This is a genomic window from Flavobacterium aquatile LMG 4008 = ATCC 11947, assembly GCF_000757385.1.
In the GTDB taxonomy this organism is placed as follows: domain Bacteria; phylum Bacteroidota; class Bacteroidia; order Flavobacteriales; family Flavobacteriaceae; genus Flavobacterium; species Flavobacterium aquatile.
Genome location: NZ_JRHH01000003.1, coordinates 761,144 through 775,142, shown reverse-complemented (window position 1 = coordinate 775,142; position 13,999 = coordinate 761,144). Strand labels below are relative to the sequence as shown.

General features: G+C 32.1%; 14 protein-coding genes. 9 read left to right on the top strand and 5 right to left on the bottom strand.

Annotated elements, in window-relative coordinates; all coding sequences use genetic code 11:
• The first annotated feature begins 138 nt into the window (after nucleotides 1-138).
• The 9 genes from LG45_RS09550 (at nucleotide 139) to LG45_RS09510 (ending at nucleotide 6,936) form a co-directional block, all read left to right on the top strand.
• Nucleotides 139-525, top strand: coding sequence for a hypothetical protein (locus tag LG45_RS09550; RefSeq protein WP_035126524.1), 387 nt, complete (start codon nucleotides 139-141; stop codon nucleotides 523-525).
• A 133-nt stretch (nucleotides 526-658) separates the two neighbouring features.
• Nucleotides 659-1,468 carry an alpha/beta hydrolase gene (locus LG45_RS09545; RefSeq protein ID WP_035126523.1) on the top strand — a complete coding sequence of 270 codons (810 nt, stop codon included), beginning with the start codon at nucleotides 659-661 and terminating at the stop codon, nucleotides 1,466-1,468.
• 30 nt (nucleotides 1,469-1,498) lie between these two features.
• A complete protein-coding gene (locus tag LG45_RS09540; RefSeq protein WP_035126521.1) occupies nucleotides 1,499-2,452 on the top strand; it encodes a DUF6624 domain-containing protein in 954 nt (317 codons plus the stop codon).
• Nucleotides 2,453-2,487: 35 nt separating this feature from the next.
• The gene (locus tag LG45_RS09535) at nucleotides 2,488-2,868 is read left to right on the top strand and encodes a VOC family protein (RefSeq protein ID WP_035126519.1); all 381 of its coding nucleotides are present in this window, start codon (nucleotides 2,488-2,490) and stop codon (nucleotides 2,866-2,868) included.
• A gap of 111 nt (nucleotides 2,869-2,979) precedes the next feature.
• Nucleotides 2,980-3,912, top strand: a complete 933-nt coding sequence (locus LG45_RS09530; protein WP_035126518.1) for a helix-turn-helix domain-containing protein — start codon at nucleotides 2,980-2,982, stop codon at nucleotides 3,910-3,912.
• Nucleotides 3,913-4,004: 92 nt separating this feature from the next.
• A complete protein-coding gene (locus LG45_RS09525; RefSeq protein ID WP_035126516.1) occupies nucleotides 4,005-4,772 on the top strand; it encodes an SDR family NAD(P)-dependent oxidoreductase in 768 nt (255 codons plus the stop codon).
• Between the two features lie 313 nt (nucleotides 4,773-5,085).
• On the top strand, nucleotides 5,086-5,874 hold the full coding sequence (locus tag LG45_RS09520) for a DUF3667 domain-containing protein (protein WP_035126514.1): 789 nt from the start codon (nucleotides 5,086-5,088) through the stop codon (nucleotides 5,872-5,874).
• Nucleotides 5,875-5,997: 123 nt separating this feature from the next.
• Nucleotides 5,998-6,369, top strand: coding sequence for a hypothetical protein (locus LG45_RS09515; RefSeq protein WP_035126513.1), 372 nt, complete (start codon nucleotides 5,998-6,000; stop codon nucleotides 6,367-6,369).
• 105 nt (nucleotides 6,370-6,474) lie between these two features.
• Nucleotides 6,475-6,936: a hypothetical protein gene (locus tag LG45_RS09510; RefSeq protein ID WP_131494652.1), complete on the top strand. Its 462-nt coding sequence runs from the start codon at nucleotides 6,475-6,477 to the stop codon at nucleotides 6,934-6,936.
• 416 nt (nucleotides 6,937-7,352) lie between these two features.
• Here the strand turns inward: LG45_RS09510 and LG45_RS09505 are convergent, their stop codons facing one another.
• From LG45_RS09505 to LG45_RS09485, 5 genes are all read right to left on the bottom strand, one after another.
• Entirely contained in the window at nucleotides 7,353-8,411 is a 1,059-nt protein-coding gene (locus LG45_RS09505; RefSeq protein WP_035126509.1) for a nucleotidyltransferase domain-containing protein, read from the bottom strand.
• A gap of 24 nt (nucleotides 8,412-8,435) precedes the next feature.
• Entirely contained in the window at nucleotides 8,436-11,099 is a 2,664-nt protein-coding gene (locus LG45_RS09500) for a DEAD/DEAH box helicase (RefSeq protein ID WP_035126507.1), read from the bottom strand.
• Nucleotides 11,096-12,037, bottom strand: a complete 942-nt coding sequence (locus LG45_RS16105; protein WP_052087543.1) for a HamA C-terminal domain-containing protein — start codon at nucleotides 12,035-12,037, stop codon at nucleotides 11,096-11,098. Before LG45_RS16105 ends, LG45_RS09500 begins: the two co-directional genes overlap by 4 nt.
• Before the next feature lie 13 nt (nucleotides 12,038-12,050).
• A complete protein-coding gene (locus tag LG45_RS09490; protein ID WP_035126506.1) occupies nucleotides 12,051-12,797 on the bottom strand; it encodes a nucleotidyltransferase domain-containing protein in 747 nt (248 codons plus the stop codon).
• 115 nt (nucleotides 12,798-12,912) lie between these two features.
• A complete protein-coding gene (locus LG45_RS09485; protein WP_035126503.1) occupies nucleotides 12,913-13,626 on the bottom strand; it encodes a hypothetical protein in 714 nt (237 codons plus the stop codon).
• Between the last annotated feature and the right edge of the window lie 373 nt (nucleotides 13,627-13,999).

Sequence of the window (13,999 nt, the reverse complement as noted above, 5' to 3'; positions counted from 1 at the left end):
AACGGTGCTTTTTTTTATGCAACTATAACATTATCAACAATTAAAGCTTTAAATAGTTAACAATTTATTCGACCAAATATTCAACAATTCTTAATATTTAGTACTTTTATTTCATTAACCAATAAAAACTAATTAATTATGAATGTAAAAAACTTTATTGTTGCAGGAATTGTTGGTGGTATCGCCGATTTTCTCTTAGGATTTTTGTTTTATGGTTTTCTATTTAAAGAGAATTTTGCAACTGGTGGAAAAGAAAATATGACACTTATTTTCTTAGGATGCATGACGTTTGGATTTTTTGTTTCGTATATTTTCAATCAATGGGCTGGAATTTCTACCGCCGTTTCCGGATTAAAAGGCGGCGCCATTATTGGATTTTTTATCGGACTTCACGGAAATTTCTTTATGAATGCTATGAACGCCACGCCCGATTATAAATTAATTGGATTGGATATGATAATTATGATTGTAATGTCTGGTATTGTTGGTGCGATTGTCGGACTTGTAATTGATAAAATGAAATAATACTAACTACCTTTTTTACCTGAAAACCACGAGTAATTGCTTGTGGTTTTTTTTATATTCTGAAATCATTTACAGCAAACACAATAATTTTATTAACTTGCAATTACTCTTTATCAAACATAAAATAAATACAATGAGAAATATACACCTTTTTATATTATTAAGTTTCATTTTTAATAGCTGTACCAACCAAGCCCAATCACAAGATCCAATTCCCATACATGATACCTTTACTATTGATTCTAATTTATTGAATGAAAAACGAATCATTAATGTTTGGACACCAGAAAATTATTCTAAAACCAATGATTCATTACCTGTAATGTACATGCCCGATGGCGGAACTGCAGAAGATTTTCCACATATTGCCAACACAATGTCAGAATTAATTAAAACAAATAAAATTCCACCATTCATTCTTGTTGGAATTGAAAATACTGTACGTAGAAGAGATTTATCTGGAAGTACAGAAGTTGAAGAAGACAAAAAAATTGCTCCTGTAATTGGTGGTGCATCAAAATTTAGAGCTTTTATAAATGACGAATTATTTACTGAGATCAATAAACATTACCGAACAAAAAACACTAAAGGAATTATTGGTGAATCACTTGCAGGACTCTTTATTATGGAAACGTTCTTAACGCAACCTGAAATGTTTGATTATTACATCGCCATGGATCCATCGCTTTGGTGGAACAATCACTACTTAGTGAGAACTGCAAAAGAACATTTGGCAAAATTCCCTCAAAGCAATAAACGACTTTGGTTTGCTGGCTCCAATGCTTCAGATATTTCAAAACACACTAAAAACCTAGTAAAAATTTTAACAACAGAAAACAACAAGAATATTATCTTTAATTATTCTAACGAACCAAAAGAAGAACACCACACTATTTATAGAGCGACCAAAGAAAAAGCATTAATCTGGACTTTGAATGATTAAAAAACTATATCTAAGCGTAATTAAATCAATATGAAAGCAACATTAACCACTATCCTACTCTTTCTTTTTACCTTAAGTTTCTCTCAAAACTACAAAACGCTTGTAGGCGAAGCAGATGCACTTTACAAGAATAAAGAATATAAAAAGTCAGTAGAGAAATATACAGCAGCTTTTTCTATCGAACAAAAAAGTGCCGAGGATTTGTACAATGCAGCGTGTTCGGCAGCACTTCTAGGAAATAAAAAAGTAGCATTTCAATGGTTACAACTTGCCTTAGATAGAGGTTGGTCTAATGTTAATCATCTTACAACTGATACCGATTTGAAATCCCTTCACAATGATAAAAAATGGCAAATATTGGTAAACGATATGCAAAAAATAGTTGACGCAAGAGAAGCAAATTACGACAAGGCTTTGCAAGCCAGATTATTAGCGCTATTTGAAGAAGATCAAACTATTAGAAAAGAATTTATAAAGGCTCAAAAAGAATACGGTAACCAAAGCAAAATAGTTGATAGTTTGGGTAAAGTTATGATGCACAAAGACAGCATTAATTTAGGTAAAGTCACCGATATTTTAGATAAATACGGTTGGGTTGGAGCAGATAAAGTTGGTGGGCAAGCCAATCAAACGCTGTTTTTAGTCATTCAACATGCTGATTTACAAACGCAACAAAAATACCTTCCGATGATGCGAGAAGCTGTAAAAAATAACAATGCTAGCAGTAGTGCACTTGCTTTGCTAGAAGATAGAGTTGCCCTTGGAGAAGGAAAAAAACAAATTTATGGTAGCCAAATAGGTTATGATAACAATACCAATACCGAGTATGTTTTACCACTTGAAGATCCTGATAATGTCGACACCAGAAGAGCTTCTGTTGGTCTTGGCCCGTTGGCTGACTATGTAAAACGTTGGAATATTATTTGGAATGCAGAAGAATACAAAAAACAACTTCCAGAAATTGAAGCAAAAAGTAAAAAATAATTATTATTTCTGAATAACAACCAAAAACAAACATTATGAAAAATTCATTTGCTTGGGTAGAAATTTATGTGTCCGATATGGCGCGTGCCCAAAAATTTTATGAATCTGTATTTAACATTACCATGACTCCAATGCAAACACCAGGTGCATTTGGAGATTTAGAAATGGTTAGTTTTCCTTGGGTAGAAGGCGGCCACAACATTAGTGGCGCTTTGTGCAAAATGACCGATATGTCTCCAGGAAGTGGCGGAACGCTTGTTTATTTTGGTTGTGATGATTGTTCGGTAGAACTTTCACGTGTTGCCAATGCTGGCGGAACTGTGTTACAAGAAAAGATGTCTTTGGGCGAACACGGATTTTGTGGTATCGCTTTAGATAGCGAAGGAAATTCGATTGGATTTCATTCTATGGCATAAATTCAAAAACTAGGAAACAACAAAACCACGAGCATAAACTCGTGGTTCTTTTATAAATACATAATTAAAATCAAAATATCCTATCTTTACCAACTATTTGAATTTTACAAGATGACCACTATTTCTATCAACGAGTTTTACAAAGATATTTTTAAAGATAAATGTACGTTAACCGAATTGCTCTTCAACGAACAAAACAATAACGACATTGGTCACTTTAATATTTTCAATATTGCCGAAATGAATAGTGCTTGTAAAGGTAAATTGGTGATGCCTTACAATCGTAGGACGTATTACAAAATCAGTTTGATTAACGGACACAATTTGGTCGATTATGCCGATCAACAAATTGAGATCAAAGAAAAAGGAATTCTCTTTGCTTCACCACGAATTCCGTACCGATATTCGCCACAAAATGAAAATCAATCGGGTTATTTTTGTGTTTTCACTGCCGATTTTATGCATAAATCCAAAACTGCATTAAACCTTGACACCTTACCTATCTTTAGTAGCAAGAGTGATTTTGTTTTTCAAATAACAGATGAACAGTACAACGAAATCGAACACATCTTCATGAAAATGAATAATGAAATCCAATCGGATTATGCTTTCAAATATGACTTGTTGCGGAATTATGTTACTGAACTTATTCATACTGGACAAAAACTCAAACCTATTGAAGGCACCAAAGAAAACCATAATGCAACTTCTCGTATCTCATCACTTTTTATAGAATTGCTCGAACGTCAGTTTCCTATTGAATCTATTAATCAAGAATTGCAACTTCGTACTGCTAAAGAATATGCCGAAAATCTACGCATACATGTCAATCATTTGAATAAAGTTTTGAAGGAAGTTACAGGAAAAACCACTACCGAAATCATCGCAAGTCGTATTACACAAGAAGCCAAAATTCTTTTGAAACAAACCGATTGGAATATTTCGGAAATTGCCAATTGCCTCGGATTTGATGAAGTGGCGCATTTCTCTAATTTCTTTAAAAAGCAAACTGCTATTTCACCGTTGCATTTTAGAGAAAGCTAATTGTTTGATTTTTGCAAATATCACTTTGATTCTCGCAACAATCATTTCACAGAATTCTCCCAATTTTGTACTGTAATTAAATCATAAATAAAATGACAAACACAGTAAACAAAATTGTCTTAGTTACAGGCGGAAGTCGCGGACTAGGAAAAGATATGGCGTTGCAATTAGCAAAAAAAGGTTTTGATGTAATTCTTACCTACCAAACCAAAAGCGAAGCAGCTCAAGAAGTAGTAAACGAGATTAACACTAGTGGTAAAAAAGCGTTCGCATTGCAACTCGATGTTGCTGATGCTAGTTCGTTTAACCAATTTGGAAATACCTTGGCTACGACTTTAAAAAACGAATTTCATACAGACAAACTTTCAGCTTTAGTCAATAATGCTGGAGTTGGAGTTCATGCTTCGTTTGCCGAAACCACGATGGAGCAATTCGATAGTATGGTGAACATTCACTTAAAAGGTGCTTTCTTTTTAACCCAAAAGTTATTACCGTTGTTACAAGATGGCGCAAGCATTGTAAATATTTCTTCTGGATTGACACGTTTTAGTTTTAACGGATATGCTGCGTATGCCATTATGAAAGCGGCAATCGAATCGTTAAGTCGTTACCAAGCGTTAGAATTGGGTGCGAGAAAAATTAGAGTAAATACCGTTGCTCCAGGTGCAATTGAAACCGATTTTGGTGGTGGCGCCGTTAGAGATAACCAAGATTTGAATAACATGATTGCATCTAACACCGCTTTGGGAAGAGTAGGATTACCAGACGATATTGGCTCGGTAGTAGCGTTCTTATGTAGCGACGACTCTAAATGGGTTAACGCCCAACGTCTTGAAGTTTCTGGAGGATTTAATATTTAAACCAACTTTACCTTTTACAAAAAACCACAAGTGTTGCGCTTGTGGTTTTTTTTTGCGAAAATCTTGCTTTTATACCTCTGAAAAACAGGTGGTTTTATGTGGTTTTTGTAATAAAATATTTAGTATTTTAGCGGAGTAGTATATTGCAATATTATATCGTAAACTACAATTTTTTCACAAAATAAAAATAAACTACATCAACTATGGTGTAGTTTTTTATATACATTTAATTCAATAATTTTAATATATTTGTTAGGATTGTGATTGTAACAACTGGTAATCCCTTTTAAACCTCAAAACTTTGTACAAATAAATGACAAACACCAACTGTCTCAATTGCGGAAAAGCACTCACCGATGCATTTTGTTCTGGCTGCGGACAAAAAGCAGACACGCATCGAATTACCTTTAAAAATTTTATTTTTCATGATGTGCTTCACGGGACATTCCATCTTGACAAAGGTATTCTCTTTACAGCCAAACAAGCACTAACTCGCCCAGGAAAAGCAGCTCTTGATTACATCGTCGGAAAAAGAAAACCATTCTACAATGTATTCTATTTAATTCTTATAACCATTGGTTTAATGTTATTTACACGTCACATTGGGAACTCACTCAATACTTCAGATGATTCCATTGTACAAACTAAAGAATATGTAAATGAAGCCAGTAAAAGAATTGATGAAGTATTTGCTCAAAAAAACAAAATTATAATTTTCCTTTTCGTTCCATTCGCTGCCATAAATAGCTTTATTTTATTCAAAAGAAAAAAATTAAATCTCAGTGAACATGCTATAATTGCTGGGATGATACTATTGAGTATTCTATTAATATCAACTTTTTCAAACATCCTTTTTTGGTTCAAGCCAATTCATCATATTGGTCTTGCTGTGAGTCTGTTGATAATTGCTATCATCTTATTCTATATTTGTTTTGGATATTTTAATGCTTTTAGCGCTGATTATTCTAAATTTGAAATTACATCTAGAATCTTCTTGTTCTTTGTATTAATTGGATTAGAACTTTTGTTTTTGACTTGGATTTTAGTTGGATTTGCTACTAATTGGAAATTTGGTGAAATTAAAATTGCTCCTTTTGGGTAATTTAAATACTTTATTAAATCAAAATTATAGATTATCGTATTATTACCAATATTTTATTATAGCATGACAAGAACTAAATAATTAGAAAAAAAACAATTAAAAATATAGTTGTACCTTTGCAAAGTGAAAAAAATAGTGCAAATAACGTTAGTTTCTTTATTCTCTTTAGTGTTTTACTTTTTATTAAGTAGCAACAGTAAAGCAACTGCAACTACATTTATTTATTCTAACGAACAAAATGCACCCGAGAAAGTTTCGTCTGTAGATGCCTCGGATTTTTACTTTTCTACACGAACCACGAATACTTTTGCAATTGCTAAGAACAACGTAAGTTCGTCTTTCAAGACCTTTTCTAACGCTGTTTTTGCTGCTCATAGTAAAGCCATTGAGAGCATCTTTCAAGTTGCCTATTGGCAATTCACACTTCATTCAAAAAACAGTTTATTTAGGTTAGAACAATCTAAAATACTTTTTCCATTTCATTATCATTGGTAATTTGATGTAACACTTTTACTGCGGTACTTCACCGTTTTTGCAATTGGAAACAACTTTTCAATTGTGAAGCAATCGTTTATATCATTCACTAATAAAAATAAAAAAATGGATTCAGAAACCACAATTATAGGCATCATCTTATTACTAATTTGCATTGTGCCTTTTTTAGTAATAACTAAAAAGAAAGCAACAAAACGAAAGAATAAATTAAAAATTCTAACTCATAGTGTCCAAAAAATGAACGGCGCTATTTATAAAAACGAGTTTTGGAACCACTACGGAATTGGTCTCGACAAAACCAACAAAATGCTTTATTTCTCTACTCAATCCGAAGAGGAAAACTCGTATGAAGTAATTAATTTGAAGAGCATTATCACGTGTTCAGTTATTAAAAAGCAAGATAATTCTAATTCAATTACAGGACTTGGCTTGCAATTGGACTTTACTGATAAAAGTAAACCCACAGTCTATTTGTCATTCTATGAAAGAGATAAAAACATAGTTTTGGTCAACGAATTAGATTTAATTCAGCGCTGGTCGACAACAATTAATGAGCAGTTGTCCTAAAATTTAAAAAACGTCCTACTTTGTGTGGGACGTTTTTTTATAAAACTATTTTTCTAAACGTTCTCGATACAATTTTATAAAACAAAAATTAGCATTTTTATTTTAGAAAATCACTCGAACTGACGTTTAGTGTCTTGAAAAACAATCTCCTAACCCACACTACCGTCACTTCGAGTGATTTTGTGCAATGCAATGGAGCAAAATTGTATCGAGAACCCATGAAAACCAAAACTCCTAACCCACACTACCGTCACTTCGAGTGGTTTTAGGAAAACTGCGACCAGCTGTTTTGCTAAAATTATATCGAGAACCCATGAAAACCAAAACTCCTAACCCACACTACCGTCACTTCGAGTGGTTTTAGGAAAACTGCGACCAGCTGTTTTGCTAAAATTATATCGAGAACCCATGAAAAACTAATTATACAACTCCTCTCGAATCCCAACCAAAATCCCAACTGCCTTTTCAACATCGGGACTTTCTGGCAAAATACTTGTATGGTAAAATTTCTCTATAGAAGCAATCAAATCATCAGCCATTTCAAGCAAATCATCATACTCCATCGCACCAGCTTTTATAGACAGTAACTCTTCCCTATTGGAAACTCTTACGTTCAAAGTGCCTTTAGACAAAATTTGCTCTGCCGTTTGCAACAACCTTATGGTGTGCATCATGTTTTTACTATCGTAGTTCTTGCCGTGTTCTTGGTTGGTGTTGTAGCGTTCTTCATTGCGCTTTTCCATCCATTCCAAGTATTCTTTATATTCCTTGCAGTATTTAGAATACCCATCTTGATTGCAAGACAAATACCCGACTTCCTTCTCGCCTTTCGGAATGGACGATAACGAAACCTCATTCGATAATTCGTTTTTTACAATACCACGATACCCTAAAGTTGCCGATTCGTCATAAAACAGCGCATACATTCCTTTAGAATTTGGCATATTGATTAAACCACAACGCTCTTGAACCAAACCTAGAGCATCCAACCACGAGGAAAGTGAAACCGAATCATAACCTTGCAACACATAACAAAAATCTAACAGACTTTTCTTTTCTTGCTCCATCGGATTGACGATTTTTTTCTTCAAACCACGCGCTTTTTTAATTTGCGTCATGGCATAACCGGCAAAACTATCTTTACACAATTTAGACAAGAAATCGTCCAACTTCAAACGCTCCATCAACGGATGTTGGTACAAAATACAATCGTCTGGCGATGCCAAAATCTCTAAAATATTGGGATTATTCTTTAATAACAATTCTACAAAACGACCTAGTTCATAATACACCTCATCATTAGTTTCATTACTAATTTGAGGAATATAATGCAAACCATAAAACTGCTCTTTAGGCAAATAATAAACGCCTTTAATATCAGTATCCGATGTTGGTGTGTTTAACCCAAACGACTTACTGCCCGAAATGACTTCGAAGAGGATTAGGTTTTGGGATTTTAGGTGTTGGATGGTCATTATATCATTTAAATATTATCATTATTACTCTTCATCTTTAAGCAAAAAACCTTTTCTTTTTAAATACTTATTATAAATATTTTTAATATTTAATTCTTTTTGTTTTGATAACCAATTTATTGGATTTTCTACTTCTTCCTCTGGAATTAATTTATATATTTTAATTGCAATTGACCTAGAAATACCTTTGGATATCAATAATAAAACTAAAGTATTACTTGTTCCTAATTCTAACATTGTTGGCAAAGAAATACTATTTTTATGCTTTTCTAACTCTTCTTCATTAAGCATATGTTTTAATATATCAGATAATAGTTTCGTATATTTTACCAAAACATAGCTTATAATTGATGAATAAACTTTTATTACTTCATTAATAGTTTTATTAATATCTTCTTTGTTTTCTTTATCAATAATTCCTCGTACATCAGAATTGAAATTTATCTCTCTATTTATTAAATCTTTAAAGCTTTTATTATCTAACCAAAGAATTGCATATAATACCATTTGTGATAATGATCTTGATACTCTATGCTTAAAAAATGTTTCTTTATTGAAATCAAATATTTCGTCAAGTTTAAATAATATATTTCTAAGTTGCCCATAAAAATTACTGTCAACGTGTGACTTTTTTGATAAAATCTCTTTTGTCCATCTTGCATTAAAGTTATCATTTTTGTGAAAAACCCAATTTTCAATACCTTCGTTTTTTATTCTTAAATAAAGTTCATTTTGAAGTTCAGGATCTATACTTGGATTTAATTTTAATAATTCTTTTGGTAATTCGATACCTGTTAGCCTTGAGGAAATATTTTTCGTAATTGTTTGAATATCTTCATTTTTAACTTCCTTGTTTTTTAAATAATCTATAAGGACCTGATCTCCTTCAAGGAATTTTAATTTTAAGAATATAACAGCAAACTCAATTTTTTTTCTGCTCTTATCAATTGGTTGATTTAATGCATTTACTATATCATCAATAGGAAATTGTAATATTTTATTTATAGCAGGAAGAATTTCTTTATCTGGCTCACTTTGAAAAAAATCTTCAGCCCACTCCTCATCAGCTTTCTCTAAACAGATAATAGTTCCTGTTAGTGCATCTCTAATCCTTCCTGCACGGCCAACGATATTTCCAAACTCAAATTTACTAAGATTTTCAGTATCCTTTTTAGGATAAGGAATAAAAACTTTCTCTGCTGGTAAATTTACTCCTTCTACTAATGTTGAAGTACAAATAATATTGTCTAGAAAGCCGTTCGCAAAAAGAAATTCTAATTCTCCTCTAATTATTTCAGGTAATTTACCGTGATGGAATGCGGATTTAATCTTTAATGTATCTATTAAATAATAACTTGGATGTATCTCTTCTTTTATTAAATCAATTAACTCATTTATTTCATTACTTAATTCATAATTTTTATCATTTGCATTTTTTGCTTCAGTTAAATAATTTGAAAAATCTTCAACATAATTAGTTTTAGGTAAATAAATAATATTTTTACTTTTATCTCCAAATCGTAATAATATTTTAACCGTTGTTCTAAGTTTATTTTTTAGAATATCCTTTCCATAATCAAAATCAATTGGAACTTCAATCGTATTTATTAAATTTTCACGAAAAAAAATTTTAGCTAATACTGAATTGCTATTTTCACTTGGTTTTAGACTAATTTTTAATTGAAATACAGGAGAGAACATTGTTTTAAGATTTTCACTAACTTCTTTAAACATTAGCTTTAATAATGCATCTGGATTATTTAAAAATGGACCTGCAATTACTTTTCTCGATTTTACCCAATTAGTTTCTATTTCATTAACTAAATACTCCATTAAAAACCCTCTGTTTCCATCATCTTCAACATTTTGCACTTCATCAATAAAGATTAAATCAGGTGAGAATTCATTCTCATAAGAATACTGCATTAATTTTAAAGTTCTTTCTGGTGTTAAAATAAATATCTCTTTATTTGTAAATTGTCCTTTCTCCTCATTTTCGTTTTCAATAAAAGCTGTATTTATGCTAACATCATTACCTAATATTTTCTTAAAATCTTCAGATACTTGAGAAATTAAAGCTCTAGTTGGCACAATATATACTACATAAAACGAATCCTTATTTAAAAAAGTTTGTCTAATATAGTTTTGAATGATGAATGATTTTCCTGCTGAAGTAGGTGCTGATATTGCAGTGTTGTGACTTGTTTTTGTTAAAACATTCCACAAATGTTTTTGATAATCGGAACCTAAAATTTTACCGTTTCCACTTTCTATTTCGTTTAATGCAATTTTTGAACCTAATTCAAAATCCATTATTGTCCCGAAACTTCTATTAAACAAAAGATTTCCTGTAATTGAATTAAATGTCATCAATTCCTTAAAAAATCTCGAGGCAATTAAATTTCCTGACCTAGATAAAATTATGTAAGCAGTTTTTCTGTATTCTTGAGAATCATATTCAAGAAAAAGAACAATTCCAAATACAGAACTTAAATATTTATCTTCTTCTTCTATACTTGTAGAAATAATACTTGCTAACCATATTGATTTGTCAAGCATATCTTTTTCAATTTTAACTTTAACTTTTTCAATCTGTAACTCAGAATAAAATCTATTAGTTATCAATGCATTCAAAACTTGATTGAAAACAGGATGATTTTTGGCAGATTCAATAGTTTGGTTACTCATTCTTCTTTTCTTTCATATTTCCTTCCATTATGAAAAACCTTGTAACAATTTTCTCTGAAAGAACTTACATCTACAACGGGCATCATAAAAAATTCTAATGTAATATTAGTAATTTCAGGCAAAGATTCATTAATATATTTTGATCTTCTAACTTTAATTGACCTTAAAAATTCGAGAACTTGACTTTCAATTTCTGGTTTAGTTGTAGCCAATATGTTTTTAATTTTAGCTTCTTTATACATTAAAAAAGCAGGATAGCAAATATTGTATTGTTGAAATTCAATTTGCTTTGTCCTAAGACTCTGATAAATTAAATCTAAATCATTTTCATCAAGATTTTTTAGATCTTGACTTAAATGCTTTTTTGCAACTTCCAACTCTCTATCTATTGATTCGGGATTATTTATATATCTTTTGAGAGACTCTAATGCATCTCCAACACATACATGGAAATTATTTCTCATTTTTGATTCACCCAATAACAAAGTAGCTTGACCATTTATATTTCCAATAAAAAGTCCATCAGAACCTTTTACTTGGTCATTATTATTATATGTTTGAGAAATTTTATGGACTATCATCGGTGTTTGTAAAACAGCTTCAATAAATAAATATAAAATTAATTCCCCATATCTTCCATCTGTTAGAGGGTCAATATCTCCAAAATAACTTAATGCTTTATCTGTAGGTTCATATCCATCCTCAATAAGCTCTTTAATATCTTTTTCATCAAAGACATAATTTACAGCTGCTTCATAGAGATGATTTATAAAAGTTAAATCATCAGAACCTTTATCACTATATTTTAAACTATAAAATTTTATTTTTACTTCATTTGAAACTGCTACTTCCTCATTTAAACTAAATAAATTAAAAAAAATATCTCTATTAACTTTAAGTAGCTTTGCCCAATCAATCTCGTTAATTTTTCTAGTCATTCAGTTTAACTTTTTATTTTATAAATCCCATAAAAACACCATCCAACTCAACACTCATCTTCTTCCCACTGCCCAAACCAACAGCATTCTCCTGATTAAACTTCACAGTTTCCATCAAGAAATCGGTAATCAAAACCTCTTTTGGGTGCAAGTATTTTTCGTCTTGGTTGGCTTTTATAGTCATTAATTCTTTTACTTTTTCTTGTATGTTTTGTGGCGCAATAGGCAACAATTCCATAAAATCTACTGGTGGAAAACTGTTGTTTTCAATGATCCATTTTCCAGCTAATGCGGTGCGCAAGGCGTAGAAATAACTTTTGAGCTTTACTTCTTCGGCTTGGCATACGTCCATGAAATTCTTGGTCGTTCCCAAATAATGGTGCAAACACGCAACTGGCGAAAAACAATCTTGTGCCAAACGTCGCATTTGGGTTACAAAAGCCTCATTTTCAAAATACACCACAGGCGAAAACAACCACTCCAGCAAAGGTGCATTGCTTTTGGCTAGCAATCTTACGGTTTTCCGTAAATCCCAACCCGAACCGTCCAAATCGTCTTCGGTCATGAACTCAATAACATCGGTTTGCTCCCAAAGTGAAAGGTAATAATTCATATCGTGTTTGTAGATAAAACGTACATCATAGTCACTGTCTGGAGAAGCAAATCCCCAAGCACGACTACCCGATTCTACCGCATAAAGGATTTCAACTCCTTTTTCACGTTCTATTTGTTGTAACTTTTCTAGTATTTTATCTTTCATCTATATAATTTCAAATTTAACAAATAAATTCTTTAACCACTACACGTAAAACTACGTGATTTTAATGCCTCTAAGAGTACCACTAGCACTCCAATTTTCTAGCTGCAAAAACTACTCAATCTAGAATTACAACAACAGTAGTGGTATCATCATCTGTGGGAACATAACCATCATCGCTTTGCACATAATAGCGCACCACCAAAATAGTAAACAAAACACCTGCACAAGTTTCAAGATTAGGTACAACTAAGGCAACACTATTAGGCAAAGTAGCCTTATTAAAAAACTGCTTTTCGCTCTCTAGAAAACTACTGGCTTTTGTATCAAAATCAAACGCTAACGCAACCATACTAAAACAGACACTATTGGCATCATCTGGAAAGGTAAGCTTGGAAGTGCTCGTTTCCACGATGCCATTTTGCAAAACAAAGTCTAAAGCAATCGCACCATCGGGATTAAAATGATACCCATTCAATTGTTGGCGTCCTTTTTCAGTAGCTATTGCACGAGCCAAAGTGCGTTCACCGCGAGCCGCTAAATCATCAAAAACCAATACTTGACGCATTTTTTTAGTTAGAGAATTCACTACAGCAAGATTGTTTTTCTTGGGTAAAACGGTTTGCAAAGCCAATCGAAGTTGCTTACAAGTAGCCGAAACCCTGCCAAACTCAGACGCATTCTGCCTACTCAATTCGTATTTAGGCGATGCCTTCATTGCAGCCGAGGTAAATCCGCTAACCGCTCGCATAATAACTTGATCATTTAACTTATAAAGCACAAAATCATCAATCCGCTTCGGAAATTTTCCTTCTACTGTTACTCTTGCCATAGTAATTGTGTTGTATAATTGCTTTTTGTCTCCTCCAAATTCAGTCTTGCATCGGTCTTACTCCATAGTTACGTCACATTTACTTCATAGTATCGTCGTAGTTGTGGTACCCTAAAAGTATACAAAAATGCTATCGATTTGCAAAAAATAAAACATTTTGCGAACAAAGAACAAACAAACCCCGAACAAAACCGTTGTTTAAGTAGACTAAAATTGGCTTATTTCCGTAAAACTATATCGAGAAGCTTATGTTTTCAAAACGTTCTCGATAAAATTTTACAAACCAAAAATTAGCATTTTCGGTTCATAAAATCACTCGAACTGACGTTTAGTGTATTGAAAACCAATCTCCTAATTCACACTACCGTCACTT